Source organism: Streptomyces sp. Inha503 (assembly GCF_047215865.1).
Classification (GTDB): Bacteria; Actinomycetota; Actinomycetes; order Streptomycetales; family Streptomycetaceae; genus Streptomyces; species Streptomyces lycopersici.
In genome coordinates, this window is sequence record NZ_CP178360.1 from 828,204 (window position 1) to 849,434 (window position 21,231).

15 protein-coding genes are annotated in these 21,231 nt (G+C 70.2%); 3 read left to right on the plus strand and 12 right to left on the minus strand.

Annotated elements, in window-relative coordinates; all coding sequences use genetic code 11:
• Window positions 1–34: 34 nt before the first annotated feature.
• The 8 genes from ACJX2R_RS03765 to ACJX2R_RS03800 all read right to left on the minus strand — a co-directional run bounded on the left by ACJX2R_RS03765 (window position 35) and on the right by ACJX2R_RS03800 (window position 14,668).
• A complete protein-coding gene (locus tag ACJX2R_RS03765) occupies window positions 35–472 on the minus strand; it encodes a hypothetical protein (protein ID WP_413098741.1) in 438 nt (145 codons plus the stop codon).
• A 31-nt stretch (window positions 473–503) separates the two neighbouring features.
• Window positions 504–2,471, minus strand: coding sequence for a pyridoxal phosphate-dependent aminotransferase (locus tag ACJX2R_RS03770; RefSeq protein ID WP_413098742.1), 1,968 nt, complete (start codon window positions 2,469–2,471; stop codon window positions 504–506).
• A gap of 22 nt (window positions 2,472–2,493) precedes the next feature.
• Window positions 2,494–3,450, minus strand: a complete 957-nt coding sequence (locus tag ACJX2R_RS03775) for an NAD-dependent epimerase/dehydratase family protein (RefSeq protein ID WP_413098743.1) — start codon at window positions 3,448–3,450, stop codon at window positions 2,494–2,496.
• Window positions 3,451–3,494: 44 nt separating this feature from the next.
• A complete protein-coding gene (locus ACJX2R_RS03780) occupies window positions 3,495–6,233 on the minus strand; it encodes an alpha/beta fold hydrolase (protein ID WP_413098744.1) in 2,739 nt (912 codons plus the stop codon).
• 250 nt (window positions 6,234–6,483) lie between these two features.
• Window positions 6,484–7,653, minus strand: coding sequence for an ATP-grasp domain-containing protein (locus tag ACJX2R_RS03785; protein WP_413098745.1), 1,170 nt, complete (start codon window positions 7,651–7,653; stop codon window positions 6,484–6,486).
• A gap of 322 nt (window positions 7,654–7,975) precedes the next feature.
• The gene (gene gap, locus ACJX2R_RS03790; RefSeq protein WP_413098746.1) at window positions 7,976–8,974 is read right to left on the minus strand and encodes a type I glyceraldehyde-3-phosphate dehydrogenase; all 999 of its coding nucleotides are present in this window, start codon (window positions 8,972–8,974) and stop codon (window positions 7,976–7,978) included.
• A 132-nt stretch (window positions 8,975–9,106) separates the two neighbouring features.
• Window positions 9,107–10,054: a GlxA family transcriptional regulator gene (locus tag ACJX2R_RS03795; RefSeq protein ID WP_413098747.1), complete on the minus strand. Its 948-nt coding sequence runs from the start codon at window positions 10,052–10,054 to the stop codon at window positions 9,107–9,109.
• 63 nt (window positions 10,055–10,117) lie between these two features.
• A complete protein-coding gene (locus tag ACJX2R_RS03800) occupies window positions 10,118–14,668 on the minus strand; it encodes a hypothetical protein (RefSeq protein WP_413098748.1) in 4,551 nt (1,516 codons plus the stop codon).
• Between the two features lie 230 nt (window positions 14,669–14,898).
• Here ACJX2R_RS03800 and ACJX2R_RS03805 point away from each other — a divergent pair, with 230 nt between their 5' ends.
• Window positions 14,899–15,996 carry an alpha/beta hydrolase gene (locus tag ACJX2R_RS03805; protein WP_413098749.1) on the plus strand — a complete coding sequence of 366 codons (1,098 nt, stop codon included), beginning with the start codon at window positions 14,899–14,901 and terminating at the stop codon, window positions 15,994–15,996.
• Window positions 15,997–16,235: 239 nt separating this feature from the next.
• Window positions 16,236–16,979, plus strand: coding sequence for a class I SAM-dependent methyltransferase (locus ACJX2R_RS03810; protein ID WP_413098750.1), 744 nt, complete (start codon window positions 16,236–16,238; stop codon window positions 16,977–16,979).
• Here the strand turns inward: ACJX2R_RS03810 and ACJX2R_RS03815 are convergent.
• The 4 genes from ACJX2R_RS03815 to ACJX2R_RS03830 all read right to left on the minus strand — a co-directional run bounded on the left by ACJX2R_RS03815 (window position 16,924) and on the right by ACJX2R_RS03830 (window position 20,282).
• Window positions 16,924–17,370 (minus strand): SDR family oxidoreductase, encoded by a 447-nt coding sequence (locus tag ACJX2R_RS03815; protein ID WP_413098751.1) that lies wholly within the window; start codon window positions 17,368–17,370, stop codon window positions 16,924–16,926. The two genes, ACJX2R_RS03810 and ACJX2R_RS03815, sit on opposite strands and share 56 nt — an antisense overlap.
• Window positions 17,371–17,410: 40 nt before the next feature.
• Complete coding sequence (locus ACJX2R_RS03820) at window positions 17,411–17,935, minus strand: MarR family winged helix-turn-helix transcriptional regulator (RefSeq protein ID WP_413098752.1); 525 nt, start codon at window positions 17,933–17,935, stop codon at window positions 17,411–17,413.
• The gene (locus ACJX2R_RS03825) at window positions 17,932–19,728 is read right to left on the minus strand and encodes an MFS transporter (protein WP_413098753.1); all 1,797 of its coding nucleotides are present in this window, start codon (window positions 19,726–19,728) and stop codon (window positions 17,932–17,934) included. Before ACJX2R_RS03825 ends, ACJX2R_RS03820 begins: the two co-directional genes overlap by 4 nt.
• Window positions 19,729–19,931: 203 nt before the next feature.
• On the minus strand, window positions 19,932–20,282 hold the full coding sequence (locus tag ACJX2R_RS03830) for a winged helix-turn-helix transcriptional regulator (protein ID WP_413098754.1): 351 nt from the start codon (window positions 20,280–20,282) through the stop codon (window positions 19,932–19,934).
• A gap of 55 nt (window positions 20,283–20,337) precedes the next feature.
• Here ACJX2R_RS03830 and ACJX2R_RS03835 point away from each other — a divergent pair, with 55 nt between their 5' ends.
• Complete coding sequence (locus ACJX2R_RS03835; RefSeq protein ID WP_413098755.1) at window positions 20,338–21,225, plus strand: NAD(P)-dependent oxidoreductase; 888 nt, start codon at window positions 20,338–20,340, stop codon at window positions 21,223–21,225.
• The last annotated feature ends 6 nt before the right edge of the window (window positions 21,226–21,231 follow it).

The window sequence follows — 21,231 nt, forward strand, 5'->3', positions numbered from 1 at the left end:
CGCGGGGCACGTGCGCCCCGCGGGCCGGTGGTCCTCAATTCCCCGGGAGCTGAATGGGCTCGTTCGGCCCGTCCTTTGTCTCGATGGTCAGGAACGACAGAACGTCATCGCCGATGTTCTTCAGATCATGCAGATGATATCGCCCCTCGGCGCAGCGGAAATGCTGGGACTGTCCGCGGGCATAAGAGATCTCATGTGTGGTGCCATCGCTCGAGTGCTGCCGGGCCCGGCCATTTGTCAGGGCTATCCAGAAGTAGTCCAGCACATGCCGATGGACGGGAATTCGCTCTCCCGGCTGAAGGTGGGTCTCCCAGATGCGCAGGGAATCGGTCTCTTTCACCAGTGTCTGGCCGATCCACCCGTGATGGGCGTTGGTGTCGAATTCCTTGTGCAGCTGCGGGCTCCAGCGGGCATAACCCTCGGCGACGACAGCGCTGGACAGAGGGGTTTCGGAGCGGGAATCCTTACCCACGAGCGGGGTCCTTTCGCTGAAACGGCATGGCTCACAGAGCGGAGGAGAGTGCTTCGAGCAGGGCGGTGTTCGCGCGCCGATCGCCGATGGTGATACGGCAGGTGTCCGGGATCACCCGCCCGGTGTCGGCGACGACGATGCCCGCGCCCCGGAGCTGGTCCATCACCCGCTCGTGCTTGTGCAGTCGGACGAAGAGGAAGTTGGTCTCCGAGGGGAACACCCGGGCCACCGCGGGGTGCTCGGTCAGCACCGAGGCCATCCGGTCACGTTCGGCACGGATGCGCCGGATACCGGCGAGCACCCGCCGCGCATCGGTCAGCCGGTCCCGCACGGCGTGCTGGGAGGCGTTGGTGAACCCGAAGGGCACCTGCACCCGGCGCAGCGCTTCGATGATGCCGGGCTGGGCCAGCGCGATTCCGCAGCGCGCGCTTGCCAGTCCCCATGCCTTGGAGAGTGTCCTGAGCACGATGAGGTTGTCGTGCTGGGCGATCAGCCGGGCGTACGAGGGCTTCTCGCTGAACTCGACATAGGCTTCGTCGATCACCACCAGCCCGCGGCCTCGAACCACCAGCTCGTGGACCCGCTCCGGGTCGAGCCTGGTCCCGACGGGGTTGTTGGGGTCGCACAGGATGGTCACCCGTGGATCGGCCGCCAGGATGCGCTCGGTGTCCAGCTGGGACAGGTCGTCGCCGTACAGCGGCACCTCGACGACGGGCAGGCGCAGGAGGTGGGCGAAGTGGCCGTAGAGCGGGAAAGTGGGCGGTGTGACGCAGACGCGCTCACCGGGTGACGCCAGCGCCGCCAGGAGCAGCATGACGCCGTCCACCGAGCCGCTGCTGAACAGCAGGTGGTCCGCGCTCAGCGCGTCCACGCCCTCGTGGCCGGGCAATGTCGCGATCGTGGCCAGATAGGTGGCGGCCAGCTCTGTCGTGTCGAGGTGGGGGTACTCGCCCGCGGCGCCCAGGAACGGGTTGGTGTTGCTGGACAGGTCGATCGTGTCGAACCGGGGCACCTGGCGGAAGCGGGCCGGGCCCGGGACCGGCACCCCCGCGACGGGGGGAGCCGCGTACTCCGACAGCGGGTGTTCCGCTCCCGCTTCCTCCGGGAAGGCGAGGCCTGGGGCGCGCAGCCAGTGGTCGAGGGGTACGAACAGATCGGCTCCGAGGCGGCGCATGCGCGGGACGTCACCCCGGCCGAGGTGGACCCACTCCAGGCCGGAGCGCCTGGCGTGGAGGTACAGCCGGTACACGGACGCGGCGAAGAGGTCGTCCCGCGCGGCGGGGTCGTCGTGGTCAATGGCCTGTGTGAGGGAGTAGATCCCCCGGCCGTTGTGGGACGTGGTGATGAGCCCGGCCTGGACCACGGCGTTCTCTTTGCGGCGCACGAGCAGCTCGGTGCGATCGGCCAACGGGCCGTGTGCCAGGGCGTCGAGGGCGTCGGCGCCGTACAGGTTGTCGTGGCCGCCGTGGCGTTCGGCCTGCCGCCGGTGGAGCGTGACGAAGGCGTCTCGCGCCCAGGGACTTCCCGGCAGCTCGCCCAGCCGGATGCGCTCCCAGGTCACCTCGACGGAGACCTCGCGGTCGCGGCGGCGGAGGTCGTCGAGTTGTTCGGCGCCGATGCGGGTCCGCAGGGCCTCGTCCACCTCCGCGGTCAGCCGGACGACACACTCGCTCTCGGTGGCGATCGGAACGAACCCCGCCGCCCGCAGCGCGCTGGTGTCGTCGCCGCGGCGCACATTGGGCACCAGGATCTGGGGCACGCCCAGGGTCTCGGCACGGCGGACCAGTTCATCGAGGGCGTGGCGGGTGGGGGCGGGGGTGGTCGGGTGGTACGGGGACCCGCCGCCCACCAGGGTGGGGCGCTCGACCACGGCGGTGTCCAGGGCGGCGAACGCGCCCGTGCCCTGGCCTAGTCGGCCCAGGGAGCACACCGGGTCCGGGGACCCGAGGGCGGCGGACAGCACATGCTGAAGCGCGTCGATATCTGCGGACCTGCGCATGCTCGTTCTCCACTCCTCGTGGTCACTGGGATGTCCCGGCTCCGTGCGCGGCCAGATACGCGTCGACGCGGTCGCGGTACTCCTCGAACAGGGCGGCCACGGTGCGGGCGATACCGGCCCGCCAGCCGATGGCGCAGTCGCCGATCAGGCCACGGCGTACGTCGTGGTCGAAGATGGCCGTTTCCCGGCTGTAGTCGCCGCGGTCCAGCCGCACCGGCACTCCGGTGAGCGCGGACAGGTACTCCAGCAGATCGGTGATGCCGACCTCCTCGTCCCCGCCCCAGTTCACGACCCGCGCGGGCGCCCTCGCGACGTTCCACAGCAGTGGCACCTGGCGCACGACGTCATCGGTGTGCAGCAGATTGCAGTAGTTCTGGCCCTCGCGGGGCACCGCGCACGGCTGCCCGTCGCGCATCTGGTTGAACAGGATCATGGGCACGCCACCGTGGCCGTACGGGCCGTAGGCGATGTTGAGGCGGGCGATCACCGTCGGCAGCCCGAGTGTCCCGGCCAGACCGCGCGCCACCCCCTCGGCGGTGATCTTTGCGATGGGGTACGTCGGCAGCCATGGCGCCGCCCCGCCCAGCGGATCGCTCTCCCGGTAGCGATGTGTCCGATCGGCACGGTTGTAGACCACCCCGGACGAGACGTACAGGAACGACTCGGCGGCGGAGCAGTGGGTCATCAGCCGTGCGGTGCCGACCGCGTTGACGCGCGCGGTGTCCTCGAAGTCCTTGCCGTCACCCCGGTGCACCGCCGAGTGCAGCACATGGGTGAAGTCGTCCGGCAGGCCCTCCAGGTCATCGGTGGCCATGTCCCAGACGGCGGTGTGGGCGCCCGCTTCCTCCAGCGCCTTGCGGGCGTGTGGATCGCCGAACCGGCCCAGGCACCACACCTCGTTGTCGATGGCGAGCGATTCGGCGACGGGCCTGGCGACCTGTCCGGTCCCGCCGGTGATGAGTATCTTCTTGCCTTGCATGATCGGCCGCTCCTGGTGGTGTCAGCGGTTGCCTTTGCCGGTCCTCAGCCGAGCGCGCGGGCCAGTTCGTGCCGCAGGGTCGCCTGGAAGGTGTGCACATGCTGCGGGCCCATCAGGGTGTAGTGCTCCCCGTCGACCTCGATATAGGTGTTGGGGGCGCGGGTGAACTCGTCCCAGTGGCTGAGCTGGTGGTCCAGCCACTCCTTCTTGGTGCCGCGCAGCGGAGTGCAGTAGAAGACCCTCACCCGCCCGACCGAACCCGAGGGTTCGTAGTCGCGGCCCAGGTGCACCATGCTCTGTGCGAGGTGCACCCAGTCGGCGAACCGTTCGAGGGTGAGGTCGAGTTCGGTCAGCCGCCGCTTCGGGGCGTGGTCGATCAGATGGGCCAGTTGATCGGCCTCGGGCAGTGGGCGGAGGGTGGCGGTCAGCCGCTCGATGTCGGTGGCGTCGATGAGTTCGAGGAACAGCGCCAGGTTGATCGCGCCGTCGGTGAAGGTGATCTCGTTCATACGGTCGGAGATCCGTGGTGGCAGGTTGAAGACGCCCACGAAGTCGACCTTGTCGCCGTCGGCTTCCAGCCGCTTGGCGATCTCGAATGCCACCGCCCCGCCGTAGGAGTACCCCGCGACGGCATAGGGGCCGCTGGGCTGCGCCCGCCGGATGGCCTGGACATAGGTGGACACCATGTCGTCGAACGATCCGAAGTGGGTCTCCCCCTGCCCGAATCCACGGGCTCGCAGCGCGTAGAACGGCCGCTCGCCGGTGAAGTACTTGGCGAGGTTGACGAACACCAGCACCTCCCCCAGACCGGGGTGGACGCAGAAGAGCGGCGTCCCGTCCCCGGTGACCTGGAGCGGCACCAACGGATCGTAGGTGGCGTCGCCGCCGGCGCCCTGCCCCGCGGTCAGGCGGCCGGCCAGCGCTCGTACGGTCGGGGCCTGGAGGAGCGTGGACATCGGCACGTCCTCGATGCCGAACGCGGCCTGGATCTCCAGCTTGAGCCGCAGCACGTCCAGCGAGGTACCGCCCAGGTCGAAGAAGCTGGCGGTGGCCGACACCGCCTTGGTGTCCAGGACGCGGGCGTAGACCTCGGCCAGTGCGGTCTCCACCTCGCCGTCCGGCGCCATATGGCCGCCGAGGAAGCGGGTGCTGATCTCGTCCGACCGGCGGGCGGCCTCGTCCAGGCTCCCGTTCTCGACGGCGGCGCGCAGCCGTGACCGCTGGGGCTTGCCGAGGTTGCCACGGGGGATCTGGTCCTCGGCGACGGGGAGGATCAGCTGGGGGCGGAACCCCCAGTGCATCACCGTGGAGCTGCGGATCGCCACGATGGCCCGGTACACCGCGATCTCGTCGGCGGGGTCGCCCGCCGGGACGAAGGCGATGGCGAGCTGTTCGGTGTCGGCTCCCTCGGGCCGTATCGGGAACGCGGCGACGTGGCCGCGCTTCACCCCGTCCAGCTCGTCCAGGACCGCTTCCAGGTCGTGGCTGTAGTAGTTGACACCGCTGACGATGATGGAGTCCTTGCTGCGGCCGACCAGCGTCAACCGGCCGTCGGAGTCGAGGTGGCCCAGGTCTCCGGTGCGGAACCAGCCGTCGGCGGTGAACGCCTGCGCGGTGGCCCGCGCATCGCCGAAGTAGCCGCCCGAGACCATCGGGCCGTGCAGCTGCACCTCCCCCGGCTCGGCCGCGCCGGGCCGGTCGGTGGAGGCCAGCACCGTGCCGTCGTCGTCGGTGACGCGAATCCGCAGGCCCCGCACCGGGCGGCCCAGCGGGGGGAACTCCGTCTCCAGGTCGCGGGTGGCGAAGTCGCGGTTGAACACACTGCCCGCGCAGGTCTCGGTCATCCCGAACGCGGGCACGATCACGTCGCCGCGCAGTCCGTAGGGCGCGAGCGTGTCCAGGAACGCCCGTACGGTGGCGGTCACGGTGGCCTCACCGCCGGAGATGATGTGCCGCACCTGTGACAGGTCCACCTCCTGGCGCGACGGGGGCCGCCCGGCGAATGCCTGGTTGATCTGCCCGAAGAGGAAGTTGGGGGTGAACGTCACGCTCACCCGATGGGCCGTCAGCAGCCTGAGGAACTCCACGGGGTCGCCCAGCACGGTGGCCGGTACCGCCATGATCTGGGCGGCGCCGTTGAACATCGGCAGCAGATGCGCCTCGATCGCTGCGATGTGATCGACCGAGATCCAGTTCAACGAGGTGTCGTCGGGCCCGAGTTCGAGCGCCCCTGCCTTACCGGCCTGCGCCGCCAGCAGATTGGCGTGGGTGAGCCTGACCGCCTTGCTCGATCCGGTGGATCCGGAGGTGAGCATCAGCAGGGTGAGATCGTCCGGCGCGGGCACATGGAGCTGATCGGGTTCGGCCGTCGCATGGCTCAGCTCCTCGACCGTCACGGACCGCAGCCCGACCTCGGGCAGCTCTCCATGAGCCGTCTTGGACACGATCACCAACGGGTCGCCCAGGAGCGTGCGCAGATGCTCCAGCCGGGCACGCCACCGGGCAGGGTCGGCCGGCGGTGCGACCGGGCACGGCACGGCACCGGCGAGTACGCATCCCCAGAAGGCGCGGAAGAAGATCTCCGGATCACCGGCCGCGATGAGCACTCGGTCGCCCGGGGCGGTGCCGCGCTCCCACAGCCCTTGCGCGATCCGGCAGGCGCACTCCCGCAACTCGGCGTAGGAGAGGAACGGGCCGCCGATGAACGCGATGCCTTGAGTCGTGTCGCGGGCCGCACGCTCGAGCAGCTGCGGGAGTGTCGAAGCATGACGTTGATCCGGCATGGGGGAAGTCCTCCGATCAGAAGGGACGGAAAACCATGGCGAGCAGGGCTGGGGCGCGACGCCGTACCGGGGAAGGGCACCGGGGCCGGGCTCTGACATCGCCTCGGCGGTGGTGCGATCGTGGGGGCGCGGCCGAACGCGGCTGGGGCGGGCGGAGCTCGGCGCCCGCGGCACATGTGATCGAGGTGGACGCGACCGTGTCGGCGTCGGGGTGGCCCGGGCCGGTGGCTCGGTCGGACCGGCCGTCAGATCAGGTGGATCCGACCTCGTTGAATCGCACGATGTCCTCGATCGTCTTGTGCAGTTTCAGCTCATCCGGGTCGGAGACGATGGCCTGTCCCACACGGCCATACGGCCCGACCGGCGCATCAGGCGATGAGTCGTAGACGATCTCATCGAAAAGGAAGTTCCGCTCAAAGTCGCTCTGGGTTAAATTGCACCCGTCTGCGCGGCGCAGAAGAATATATCCATGGAAGCGCTCCGGCGTGCGCTGGTCGCCCAGGGTCCGGGTCGCCCCCTCCCCCAGCGCGAGACTGATTTCGACGTCAAAGAGATCGACGCCGTATGTCAGCCGATTGACCTGAGGGGACAGCGCTCCGGGGAGGCGGATGGCGCACTCGCCGAAGGTCAGCCCTTCCTCTCTCGTGAACGCTTCCATATGGAATACGCAGTCGGGTGCGTTCAGGCTGGTGAGCGCCTGCCCGGCGAGCGTCTCCATCTCATGGAACAGGACGGAATGCCGCTTCCGGTCCAGGACGTACGCGGACAGGACGCCGCCCTGTACGGCCCTGAGCGGTGAGGTGTGATAGCTGCTCATGGACGACCACTGAAGGTCTCCCTTTTCCCAGACGCCGTCGAGATAGACCTCCGGAGCGTCCATGAAGGACTCGGCGACGATCTCGACATCCGACTGACCGGTGAAGGGCGTCAGGGCCCGTGCGTACTCTTCCGGGGTGCGCACGACGTTCGTACGGAGAGCGCCGGCCCCGGTCGCCGGCTTGACCACGAAGGTCTCTCCCAGATCGTCGGCGAGCTCCGTGAACGACGTGCCCATGGGCACATGACGGCAGCGCGCTCGCCTGATCCGGGGCGGCAGCAGGCTCTTCTGGAGGTACTTGTCCCGGAAGTGGAGGGCCGTCCTGGAATCGGCGTTCCCGGGAAGGTTCAGCTGCTGCCGTAAGTAGGTCGCCCCGAATACGCCCATTTCATGGACGCTCAGCACCCCGGCCACATCGCCAATGTCCGCGGACAGCACCGCTCGGAAGATTTCCTGGACGTTCTCCATGTCGGCGACCCAGGTGAATCTCCGACTCTTCGGCGGACTCGCCGGCGCCTGGACGATATAGTAAGGATCAACGCCGCGGCGCCGCAGTGCCTGATCGAGATCGCCTCTGTATCCGATAATAATCATCGTCGGCATTCTCGCCTCCCCGTTACGGCCAGCCAGAACTTGAAGAAGTCATTTGCCGTACTGCCGCCCGATGTGGATTCGGGTCGACCGGTGGATCGGTGATGTCTCGCGATGAGCTACTTCGAGGCCAGCACCGAGGCATCGTTTCACAGGGATACGAAAATGTGATCCATTGATGAGGTGCTTGTGACGCAAGTCACAAGCCAAGGAATGAGCACTAATGGAATTGCCCATTCCATTAGTGCTCATGGCGTGTATTCACCATTCCGGTCATATCTCGTAAAGCACTACATGGAGAAAATGACGCGGCGGCAGCCCGTCGTCGGCGCGCTCAGTCGCGCGCGAGCAGTTCGAGCGTGTCGATGACGCGGTTCGAGAAGCCCCACTCGTTGTCGTACCAGGCCACCACCTTGATGTGCTTGCCGTCGACGCGGGTGAGGGCGGCGTCGAAGATGGACGACGCCGGGCGGCGGGTGATGTCGCTGGAGACGAGCGGCTCGTCGGAGTAGTCGAGGATGCCCTTGAGCCTGCCGTCGGCGGCGGCGCGGTAGGCGGCGAGCACCTCGTCGCGGCTGACGTCCCGGGAGACCGCGGTGTTCAGCTCCACGATCGAGCCCACCGGCACCGGTACGCGGATCGAGTCACCCGACAGCTTGCCGTCGAGGTTCGGCAGCACCAGGCCGATGGCCTTGGCGGCGCCGGTGGTGGTGGGCACGATGTTCACCCCGGCGGCGCGGGCGCGGCGCAGGTCGCGGTGGGGGCCGTCCTGGAGGTTCTGCTCCTGGGTGTAGGCGTGCACCGTGGTCATGAAGCCGTGCTCGATACCGGCCAGGTCGTCCAGTACGGCTGCCAGCGGGGCCAGCGCGTTCGTGGTGCACGAGGCGTTCGAGACGATCACGTGCTCGGCGGGGTCGTACGCCTCGGTGTTCACGCCGTAGGCGAGCGTGACATCGGCACCGGCTGAGGGTGCGCTCACCAGCACGCGCCGGGCACCCGCGCGGAGGTGCGCGCGGGCGGCGTCGGCCGCGGTGAAGCGGCCGGTGGACTCGAGCACGATGTCGACGCCGAGCTCGGCCCACGGCAGTTCGGCGGGCTCGCGCGCGGCGAGCACCTTGAGCCGGCGGCCGTCGATGACGAGGTCGGTTCCGTCGACCTCGACGGAACGGCCGAGCGGGCCGAGCGAGCTGTCGTACTTGAGCAGATGGGCGAGGGACTCGGGGGCGGTGAGGTCGTTGACGGCGACCACCTCGAGGTCGCTGTCGCGCTCGAGCAGGGCACGGAGGGTGTTGCGTCCGATGCGGCCGAATCCATTGATGGCGATGCGGGTCATGGAGATTCCTTTCGTTTCCGCCCCCATCGTCGGCATCCGGATCCCCGGCCGACAGCGGCATGAACGCCACCACGCGCAAGGATCTCGCCACAGCCATCGCACCCTTCATATGAACGGCGCCCGGAAGGGGTCTCAGGCCGAGAAGGTGTGGCGGTACTCCGTCGGGGAGGTGCCGAGAATGCGGTGGAAGTGCAGACGCAGATTCGCGCCGGTGCCGAGCCCCACCCGGTCGGCGATCTGCTCCACGCTCAGATCGGTGCGTTCGAGCAGCTCACGCGCCAGGTCCACGCGCGCCCGGAGCACCCACTGCATCGGCGTGTAGCCGGTGTCCTCCACGAACCGCCGGGAGAAGGTGCGCGCCGATACCCGCGCGTTGCGGGCGAGCGCTTCGAGCGTCAGCGGCTCGGCGAGGTGTGCCAGGGCCCACTCCCGCGTGCTCGCGAACAGGTCGCCGAGCGGTTCGGGCACACTCCGGGGCACGTACTGCGCCTGTCCCCCGCTGCGATACGGCGCCGCCACCAGCCGTCTCGCCACATGGTTGGAGAGCCCGACGCCGTGGTCGCGCCGCACCAGGTGCAGACAGAGGTCGATGCCGGATGCCGCGCCCGCCGAGGTGAGCACGTCGCCCTCGTCCACGAACAGCACGTTCTCGTCCACCCGCACAAGCGGATGCCGCTCGGCGAGAGCCTTCGTGTAGTGCCAGTGGGTCGTCGCCCGCTTGCCGTCGAGCAGGCCCGTGGCCGCCAGCGCGAACGCCCCGGTGGAGATGGCCGCGAGCCGGGTGCCACGCTCGTGGGCGGCCATGAGCGCGCTGACGACGGCCGCCGGTGGCTCCGTGGTCGCCGGCTCCCGGTAGCCGGGGATGAAGACGGTGTCGGCGTGCTCGAACGCCTCAAGCCCCTCGGCCACGTGGTACGAGAGTCCTTCGCCACCGGTCACCGGTCCGGGCGCGGCGCCGCACACCCGCAGCTCGTACGGCATGCTCGGCCGGTTGGAGAACACTTGCGCGGGGATTCCGACGTCGAGGGGCTTCGCGCCGTCGAGCACGAGCACGACGACATGGTGGTTCTTCCGGCTCATCGGGCTCCTTCGGCTTCCCGCGATCGAACGGGGCCCCGCGCGCACCCGTGACCTCGATGACGACTACCGCGAGCATCCTGCCACCGGCTGCCGGGGCGGCTCGCCACCCAGCACCCAGCTGAGGTCGTGTTCGGTGTGTTCCCGCGACCGGGCGCTGAGCTGGTCACCGATCCACATCTTGGTGGGCCGCGGCACCCGTGGATCGGCGACGAGTGCTTCCAGGTCCTGGCGCGTTGCCGCGTACGAGCGGCGGATCGCGCAGCTCACCAGAGCCAGGGCGTACCGTTCCGGAAAGACCACGCGGTCGGCGTCGTCCTCCGGGCCGTGCTCCTTGAGGTGCTCCCACAGTCTCCGGTACACGGCCGGGGAGCCGTGGTCGAAGACGCTGTCCATCGCGCCACGCAGGGACTTGGCGAGGTGGTTCTCCGCGGCGCGGCCCTGTTGCGAGGCCACGGCCGCGCCGATGACGCGGATCAGCAGCTCGGCGGCGGGTGCCGCGCCGTGTGCGGCGCTGAGCCGCCGTACCAACTGGCCGAGCCCGCTGATCAGTCCGGCGTCGGTCGGTGGGGCGAAGGCCAGGTCGAGGGCCGTGGTGAGGGCCGTGGGGGTGAGCGGGCCGGACTCGCAGGCGGCCCTGAGCAGTGCCTTGCGGGCGGCGTTCCGGGTGGCGGCCGACGCGTCATCGAGGACGGGGATGCCTCCAGTGGCGTCGAACACCAGCTCTGAAAGGAAGGTGTGTGCCGTGGTGTACTGGGCGGGTTCGCGCGCCGCGACGGTTCCCACCAGCCCGAGGAAGGCCGCCCGGGTCTTCTGGTCGGAGAAGGTGCGGTACCGGGGCAGGAGTTCGGTCAGGCCGGGCGCGGGGAGGACGCCGGCGGACACCGAGCACTCCCAGAGCGTGAGTGCCTGGCGCTGTCGCTTTCCGCTGTTGCCCTCGGCGATCTCGTCCGCGATCAGCCCGGTGAGGGCCGGTGCCGATGCCCGCAGCGCGGCCAGCACCCGCTCATGGGCGAGAGGTGGCAGCGGACCCGTGCCCTTCTTGGCCCGGCCGGTGGTGACGGCCTCCAGGAGTACGGTGTCGGCGTCCATGAGTGACAGGTTCACCAGCAGAGCGATGTGGCGCTCGGTGTGGAGCCCGGCGTCCGTGACCGCCCGGTGCAGGGACTGGCGGACGAGGCTCCGCGCGGCGGCCGGGGCGGTCGTCGCCTTCTCGATCCTGCTCACGGCGGTGGGGTGACCGCCGAGCGCGGCCGGCAGGAGCAGCGTGGCCAGGCCGTCCCGGGACAGCCACAGCTCGGAGTCGGCGTCCCAGCCGGAGAGTTCCAGTACCTGCCGCACACGGTACGGGGGTACGTCCCGGTGGGCGAGGATCCGGCGGGCCACGAGCGCGAGCCGCTGCGGGGGCGTGACCGGCTGGTTCTCGGGGCAGGGCAGCGCCTTGAGCAGGGCGGCGAGCCGGTGGACGAGACGTTCCGCGGCGGCGCAGTCGGCGCTGAGCAGCAGCGGGAAGACCATCCGGTGCTGGAGCGCGTGCGGCGCTCCCGGCCCGGTCATCGACAGACAGCGGTCCAGGGTGGCCTCGATGGCCCAGTGGCCGTGCGGCAGAGTGGTCAGGACGGCTGCGGCGGCGATCAGCCCGGCGTTGCCCGCGGTGTCGTGGTCGTCCGCTTCGAGGAGCGCCACCGCGGTGTCGAGGCGGCGCGTCCAGGGGTGGGGTGCGGTGGCGGGACCGCCGCCGGGGGTGTCGGGGTCGTCGGCGCCGCCGACGGGGAGTCCGTGGTCACCCTGAGGTCCGTGGTCACCGGGGAGTCCGTGGTCGTGGGTCCAGGAGGCGGCCAGCACTCTGCCCAGGGCCGTTTGGAAGAGCTCGACGTCGTACGACTTCCGGGCGAGACGCACACGCTGGACGCGCTCCTGGACGGCGGCGGCCCATTCCACCGAGCCCAGCGCTTCCCAGTGCCGTGCCCAGAGGGTCATGACGCCGGACGCCAGCTCCGACAGCCCCCGGGTCAAGGCGAAGTCGAGCATTTCCATGAGGCCCGTCCGGGCGGACGCCACATCGACGTGTGACGTCAGCACGAGCAGCCGCGGCAGGACGTCGAGGCCAGCGCCGGCCGTACGGCGCCCGGTCAGCTCCCGTACGCAGCCCCAGTCGGCGAGCGCGGCGTGCACCGCGAGCGGGTTCTGGGCGGCCAGCCGTTCCAGCGCTTCGAGCACGGCCTCCCGCAAGCTGGGCTCCTGCCTCTCCCACAGCCCGTGGAGCCGCGGGAGCAGGGCGTCGATGTCCGTCTCGCGCACGGTCGGGGCCAGCACCGCGTACCGTCGCGCGACGCCGTGCGGCGCCGTCGCGAGCAGGGGCTCGACGGGCACGCCCACGGCCGGGTTCCGGGCCGCGACGGCCACGGCGACGGTGTGCAGGATCATGGCGTCCTCGTGCGCCGCCATGCGGATCAGCGTGTCCCGCACCGGGCCGCGATACCGTTCGGATCCCGCGGCGAGCATGAGGAGTTGTTCCAGGATCGCCCCGACGAAGAAGTCACGGGGATGGGACCCGATCCACTCGCACAGCGACAGCAGCGCCCGCGCCCCGGTGAGGTGCAGCAGGCCGCGCGCGGCCGCGTACTCGAACATGGTCTGGTGGAAGAAGTGGATGCCGTCCGAGGCCCCCCTGCCCAGCACGCCCCGGTCGAGCAGCAGATCCAGGGACGACCGGACGCGGGCGGGTTCGTACGGCCACGCGGGGCGGGGGCCGCCGTGCGGCGAGGTGAGCCGGTCGACCAGGTCCTCGCGTGACAGCTCGGTACGGCCGGCCGACATCAGCACGACGGCGATGGCACCGGTGATCGAGGAGAGGTCCTCCGGCGCCGTGGCGCTCGGGTTGCCGTGCTGGCGCCGGTCGGTGACGACCCGGTGGTCCCAGTAGCGGCGGTAGAGGCCGGTGGCGTCGATCTCGGCGCTGGGGAACGCCCCGTCGTCCCGGGCGAGTTCGAACAGCAGCCGCAGCTGGAGGGGGCTTCGGCACACCTCGCGCACCGGCAGTCCGCGGGCCACGGGCTCCATCAGCGTCCGCACCCGTGCCCCGTCGTCCCGGGGGACGGCGTCGGGGCAGTAGAGCGCGGCGTGGCCACGGATGGCGTGGGGGATCTCGGCGTCGTCGTAGGGGCCGAGCGACATCCGGAGGAAGCCGGTGCGCAGCCGGTTCGCCTCCTCCGGACGGGAGGTCAGCACCAGGCGGACACCGGCGGCGGCGAGATCCTCGCACAGGTCGAGCAGCGCCATCTCATGGTGGTCGTCGTGCAGCAGCAGATCCGCGGTGTCGAGGAGCACGACGGGTGTACGCCCCCGCGTCCGGGCGTGGGTGGCCCCGGACACCACGGTCGCGGGGGCCAGCATGGGCGTTGCGGGGGTGCCGCTCAGGGGGCGCAGCAGCCAGGCGGCGTTCACCAGGAAGACCTCGGCGTCCTCCAGAACGGTCAGGTCCCGGGCGAGGCCCCACAGCAGGCTGCTCTTCCCGTTCCCGGCGTCCCCGGTCACCAGGACCGCCTTCGGATCATCGTCGTAAAGGGCCTCCACCACCCGGTCCTGGATGGCGCGCCGCACATACAGCCCGCCGCTGAGCTGCGGTGGGGAGCCGGTGTCACCGTCCGGCCGCGGGGAGTCCACGAGGTCCAGGTCGTCGGCGAACCTCCGTGCCCAGCGGAGGAGTTGGCGGTGTGCGGCCGGTCCGGTGTCAGGTGGGGCTCCCGCATCCGGGGGCGGGGGCGGGGGCGTCGGACCTTCCGGGAACCGGTCCGGTACCGGGTCCGTGGGCGTCACCGGCCCAGGTGTGGCGGCGGGGCCGCCGCCGGGTGGCAGTTCACGGAGGACGGAGAAGGCGAAGGCGGCGGCGTGGCGCGCCGCGCGGGACTGCCAGCACTCGGCGTCCGCGTCGTACTTCCTGCCATCGGCCCGGTCGCTGATCCCGCGGACGATCAGGGCGGGTAACGCGGCGTTGAGATGGGCGGCCTGCGCCACGCCCGCGCCCTCCATCTCGATGGCGGCGGCGTCCTGGTAGTTCCGGCGCAGCTGCCGTCTCAGGGACGAGTCCGCCGAGTTGAGGACGACCTCACCGGCGGCCACCGGCTTGAGGTGTACGGCCGGGCGGGCGGCGCCGGGCGGGCGGTCCCTCAGTAGCTCCGTCCACGCACCGGACCTGCGGGCCATGCGGGCCAGCTGGTCGAGTTCCTGACGCACCGGCCAGACCCGCGGGCGGGAGTGGAACTCGCCGTCCTCGTCCTTGCCGCCGTGGTACGCGTACACATGCGTGGCCATGACGACGTCCCCGAGCTGGACATCGCCCTTGAGGGCGCCCGCCACCCCGACGAATGCCACGGCGCGCGGGCCGAACATGGTGATCGCCCGCTCGGTCAGCACGGCCGCCCCCTGGTTGCCGTCGCCGAGTTCGGCGAGCGCCACCCGCCACGGCGTACCGTCGAGCCGGCCCACCTCGAACAGGGTGCCCGCCGGGTGGAGTCGCGGCCGCGGATCGACCAGATGCGCCCGGACCGCCTCGTACTCCACGTCCAGTGCGGTCAGCACGACGAGTGAGTCGCTGTGATGCCCGGTGCTCTCCACGTCTCCCCCCGGCCACGGTCGACCCTCGTGCGGCCCGCGGGCGAAATGCTACCGTCCGCGATCTCCTGGGGCCGGGACCAGCGGGCGTGCCGTACACGCGACGGACGCACGAGCCCGCCGTGACCAACGGACGCACGAGCCGCCGCGGCCATCGGTATCGCCGAGCGGCGCCGAATGCTTGGATGCGCGGTATGGACCTCCCCCACACAAGCCCTTTTGTCCCGAGGCCGATGGCGGTGCCACCGTTCGACCCCGAGCTGAGGGTCGCGCTGGAGTCCTTGGGCAGCGGGCCGAGAGAGCCGGTCACCCCGGAAAACCTCGCGGCCAGGCAGGAGCGGGACGCCGCGACCCGGCCCAGGCCGACGGCCGATGACCTACGGGCCGATGGCCGTTTCGAGGTGGCGGAGCTGTCCGTCCCGGGGCTGCGGGACGGACCCGATGTCACGCTGGTGAGCGTGCGGCCCGCCGGACGCGAAGGGCCGCTGCCGCTGCTGTACTACATGCACGGCGGCGCGATGATCATGGGCAACGCATGGTCGGTGCTTCCGCGGATCCTTCGCGAGTGGGTCCTCCCGCTGGACATGGCCGTCATCTCGGTCGAGTACCGGCTGGCGCCGCGGACGCGGTACCCCGGACCGCTGGAGGACTGCTACGCGGGGCTCCTCTGGGCCGCCGGGCACGCGGCCGAACTGGGTATCGACGCGGACCGCGTCATCGTCGGCGGGAAGAGCGCGGGCGGCGGCCTCGCCGCGGCCCTCGCCCTGCTGATCCGTGACCGCGGCGGCCCCGGCATCCTCGGGCAGCTCCTGCTGTGCCCCATGCTCGACGACCGCGGACACACCTTCTCCAGCCGCCAGATGTCGGGCCTCGGCATGTGGGACCTCATCTCCGGCGAGACCGCCTGGAAGGCGCTGCTGGGTGACCTCTACGGCACGGCGGACGTGCCACCCTACGCGGCGCCTGCCCGCGGCACGGACCTCTCCGGCCTTCCCCCGGCGTTCATAGACGTCGGATCGGCGGAGATGTTCCGCGACGAGGGCGTGGCGTACGCGAACGGGATCTGGCAGGCCGGCGGCCAGGCCGAACTGCACGTATGGCCCGGCGCGTACCACGGCTTCGACGGCATGGCACCGCGGGCGGCCATCAGCGAGGACGCACGCCATGCCCGCACCCGCTGGCTCAGGCGGCTCCTCGCTCGGACGACGCGGTCGTCGGCCGGGAGCCCGGTTCCCGCGCCCCGCCGGGGACCAACCGCAGATGACGCCGCCCGCGTGCGTGCGGCGGGGCCGAGGACGCCCCGGACAGCCAGTCCTCGACACGGTCCATGACCAGCAACATCAAAACCAGCGTGGGCAGCACTGAGACCGCTACAACGATCACGACGAAGGGCCCCTTCCTCAGCAGGCGACCCCGACCGGGTGCCCCCGGCAGCCCAGTGCGTCAACGGTGTTGTGTGGGGATGATGTGAAGGTCGAGCGCGGTGGCGGCCGCATGGGCGAGGCCGGGCCCGGGCCCACGGGGGCAAATTCGGTGGACACCGTGTATCCCAGCGGTGAAGGGTGACGGCATGAACCAGGAGGAGATCTGGGACATCGACGCCGCGCAGCGCTATGACACGCCCGGCACGGGCATGTTCGCGCCCGAGGTCCTGAGGCCGACCGTGGACCGCCTGGCCGAGCTCGCAGGCGGCGGAGCGGCGCTCGAATTCGCCATCGGCACCGGCCGGGTGGCCGTCCCGCTCGCCCAACGCGGGGTCTCCGTCACCGGTATCGAACTGTCGCGTCCGATGATCCGGCAACTGCGCTCCAAGGCCGACGAGGCGTCGATCCCGGTCGTCGTGGGCGACATGGCGACGTCCGTGGCCCCCGGGGAGTTCACGCTCGTCTATCTCGTCTACAACACCATCTCCAACCTGCTCACCCAGGCCGAGCAGGTCGAGTGCTTCCGCAACGCCGCCCGCCACCTCAAGCCGGGTGGCAGGTTCGTGATCGAGCTCTGGGTGCCCGAGCTGCGCAAGCTCCCGCCGGGCCAGACGGCCACCGTCTGGCAGGCCGAGCCCGGTTACATCGGGTTGGACACCTACGACGTACTGCGCCAGCACGTCGTCTCCCACCACTTCCGGTTCGACGACACCCGGCAGGCCCGGCTGACCCGCAGCCCGCACCGTTACATCTGGCCGGCCGAACTCGATCTGATGGCCCAACTGGCGGGATTCGAGCTGGAGAGCAGGCACGCGGACTGGTCCGGCAGCGAATTCACCGCCGAGTCGCGCTCCCACGTCTCCGTCTACCGAATCCCGCCGAGCCGGTAGCCGCACCGGGCGGTTCTCTGACGGTTTCCCTCAGCCCGGCAGCGTGCTGATCTCGGCGATCTCGCGCGGCTCCCCCGCCTTCGGTCTTCACCGGGCCGGGCGAGACGGTGTTGACCCGCACTCCGCCGGCGCCGAACTCGGTGGCCCAGTAGCGGGCGAGGATCTCGATACCGGCCTTGGAGGTCCCTAGACGGCCCGCGTTGTTCACCAAGATGTCCACCTCGCCCGCCTCCGAGGCCAGCCGCAGGGTGCCCTCGGCATCGGCCAGGTCCGCGGCTATGAACCGGGCGGATCCGCCCAGCTCCGCGATCTCCTTCACCCCCAGCTGGAACGCGCCCAGGACCGCCTCTCCGTCGCCGAGGCGCGTCTGCCCGCCGACCTCGACGAACACAACGGCTGACGAAGGGCGCTTCGCCGCGTACCGCTGGCGTCTACCGCCGTTCCGGATCTGCGGCCGCCGCGGAACCGTCGGTGGCCAGGGACTCCAAGGCGGGCAGCGCGGCGGACAGCGTCCGTCGCTCCTCGGGGCTCAGCTCGTCGATTCGCGCGGCGAGCCGGATGGCCGCCTCGTGGCGCACGGTCCGGAGGAGTTCACGGCCGGTGTCGGTGAGGGCGATCAGACTGGCCCGGCGGTCATCGGGGTCGGGGGTGCGCTCGATCCAGCCTGAGGCGTCGAGCAGTTCGACCATGCGGGACGTGGTCGGCAGGGCGATGCCCAGCCGGGTCGCGAGGGTGCTGATGCGCATCGAGCCATGAGTGGCGAGCGCTGCCAGGGCCGCTTGGCGGCTGGGGGTGAGATCGCCGTGTTCGCCCCGGGAGCTCCGCAGGGCGGGGAGCAGATGCTGGAGGGCGGTACGGAGCCGTTCGGCCAGCTCCGTCGATTCCAGGGCGACGGGACTCCGGGTTACGGCTTCCGGGGTAACGGGCCCGGGGGTGGTGGGGTCGAGCGCGGTCATCTCGGCTCCTCTGAGGGTGGTCCCGGTCCTTGGCCGGGTGGCGATGGTGGCGTCGACGTGGGCGGTGGCCCGCCCCCGTGCACATACCGCCCGCCGCGCAGCAACGACGCCACCGCGGCCACCAGACACGCCGCGATGGCGAAGTCGAACGCGGCGGACAGGCCCTGGGAGAACGGCGGGGAGATCAGCGCCGGGAAGAAGCCGCGCCCCGTGAGATAGGCGGCGTGGTGGGCGGGCAGATGGTCGAGCACCTGCGGCCCGAGCAGGGTTTTCACCGGGTTGTAGCCGAGCAGCGAGGCGAACAGCACCCCGACCGGCGGCAGGGCGGCGACCCTCGCCGCGTCACCGGCCGGGACCCCCTCCGCGGTCAGGCCGTGGGTGAGGGCACCGGGGAGCGAACCGGCGAGCCCGGCGATCATCAAGGAGAAGAAGATGCCGATGGACAGGACGGTGGCCGAGTTCTGGAAGGTGGTACTGATCCCGGCGCCGACCCCCCGCTGATCGGGCGGCAGGCTGTTCATGATGGCCGCCCGGTTCGGCGAGCTGAACAGCCCCATGGCGATCCCGTTGACCAGCAGGATCGCGGCGAACACCGGATAGCCGAAGTCCACCGGCAGCTCCTCAAGGGCCACGAAGGTGGCGGCGGCCAGGAGCATCCCGCCGGTGGCGAACGTACGGGCGCCGAACCGGTCGGAGGCCCAGCCGGAGAAGGGGCCCGCGATCAGGAACCCGATGGTCAGCGGCAGCATGTAGATGCCCGCCCAGAGCGGGGTCTCCTCGAAGCCGTAGCCGTGGCGCGGCAGCCAGATGCCTTGCAGCCAGATGATCAGGATGAACATCAGGCCACCGCGCCCCAGCGCCGCCAGCAGACTGGCCACGTTCCCGGCGGTGAACGCGCGGATGCGGAACAGGCCCAGATGGAACATGGGCTGCGCGACCCGGTTCTCGATCAGGCAGAACACCCCCAGCACCGCCACTCCCCCGGAGATCGCGGCGATCACCCAGGGGTTGCTCCAGCCCATGGTGTGACCGGCGTAGGGCTGGATGCCGTAGGTGATACCGGACAGCACGGCGATCAGGCCGATGGCGAAGGTGAGATTGCCCCACCAGTCCAGCCGTGCCGGGGTGCGCACACCGGTGTCCCGCAGCTTCAGATACGCCCAGACCGTGCCGAACAGCCCGATGGGGACGGAGACCAGGAACACCAGGTGCCAGTCGAGCGGGCCGAGCAGTCCGCCCAGGATCAGCCCGATGAAGGATCCGGCGATGCCCGCCACCTGGTTCAGCCCCAGGGCGAGACCGCGCTGATCGGCGGGGAAGGCGTCGGTGAGGATGGCGTTGGAGTTGGCCATCAGCATGGCGCCGCCCACGCCCTGGAGCACTCGCATCCCGATCAGCCACAGCGCACCGGACGTGCCGTGCATCCAGGTCACGGAGAGCAGCACGGAGAACACGGTGAAGACCGCGAACCCCAGGTTGTACATCCGCACCCGGCCGAACATGTCCCCCAGCCGCCCGAAGCTCACCACGAGCACGGCGGTGACCACCATGTAGCTCATGATCAGCCACAGCAGCAGGCTGGTGTTTCCCGGGCGCAGCGGATCCACTCCGATGCCACGGAAGATGTCCGGCAGCGCGATCAGCATGATCGAGATGTTGATCGTCGCGATCAGGACGCCCAGCGTGGTATTGGACAGCGCGATCCACTTGTACCGCGGCCCCGGACCACTGTCGTCATCGGGCCGTACGGCCCTTTCGGCTCCGGCCGCACGTCGCTCGGTCGTCCAACCCACCGAGCATCACTCCCGTCGGGAGTTGGTTGCTTGACATCAACCAACCTAATCCCGATTTGTCCCCAGCGCCAAGGTGCCCGGGTCCCGTGTCATCCGCGGTACCCACTTATTTGTGGGTACTTGGCGCCGACGCACGGCCGGGCGAATCTGGTGGTGGGCGGTCGGAGGGCCGCCGGATCGGATGACACGGAGGTGGCGTTGCGTCAGGATGCCGACTGGGCCTCGGCCAGCTTCTCCAGGCGACGGTGTCCCCAATCGGACAGGGGGCCCAACGCCTCGGAGAGGTCGCGGCCGAACGCGGTGAGGGAGTACACGGTCTTCAGTGGCAGCACATCGTGGACTTCCCGGTGCACCAGCCCGTCCGTCTCCATCTCACGGAGCGCCTGAGTCAGAACCTTCTCGCTGAGCCCCGGCAGCCGCCGGCGTAGCTCACCGGGGCGATACGGGCCGGACTCCAGCGCCCAGAGCAGGGCGGTCTTCCACTTGCCGTCGATCACGGAGATCGCGGCGGTCACTCCGCAGACATTGGTGTCCTGAGCACGGCTGCGTGTCATCTTCGCTCTATTTCCTTCGCGCTATGTACGCGTATATCCATATGGGGGTTGAGTCATGTCCATGTACTCCGAACAGTCTGCCGTCACCGTGCTCGGCCTGGGGCCGATGGGCCGCGCCCTGGCCGACGCGTTCCTGGACGCCGGGCTGCGGATCACGGTCTGGAACCGGACGCCGGGCAGGGATCGGGAGCTGATCGAGCGGGGCGCGGTGAGTGCGTCCTCGGCGGAAGAGGCCGTCTCCGCAAGCTCGTTGGCCGTGGTGTGTGTGGTGAACTACGACGCGTCGGACGCGATCCTGCGACGCGACGCGGTCACCGACGCGCTCAAGGGACGCACCGTGGTGAACCTGAGCTCGGACACTCCGGACCGGGCCCGGGACACCGCGGACTGGGCGGCTGGGCACGGCATCCGATACCTCGACGGCGCGATCATGACGCCGACCACCACCATGGGAACGCCTGCCTCGGTGTTCATCCACAGCGGCCCGGCGGAGCTCTACCAGGAACACCGACCCGTGCTGGAGGCGCTGGCCGGTACCCACACCCACCTCGGCGAGGAGATCGGCCGGGCGGCGGCGTACGACATCGCGCTGCTCGACATCTTCTGGACGGCGATGGCGGGCTATGCGCACGCCCTGGCGGTGGCGCGCGCGGAGGGCATCAGCGCCCGCGAGTTGGCGCCCTTCGCCAAAGGCATCGGAGCGATCCTTCCGCCGCTCTTCGAAGAGACCGCGGAGCAGATGGACCGCGGCACCTTCTCCGGTGAGGGCAACCCGATGACCTCGGGCGTATCGTCCATGGCCCATATCGTCCACACCTCCGAGGGGCACGGCATCGACGCGGGGGTGATGCGCGCGGCCGAGGGCATGACCCGCCGCGCCATCGGGCTGGGCCATGGCACGGAAGGGTTCATCCGCGTCGCCGAGGTACTGGGCCGCCGCTGACCGTGT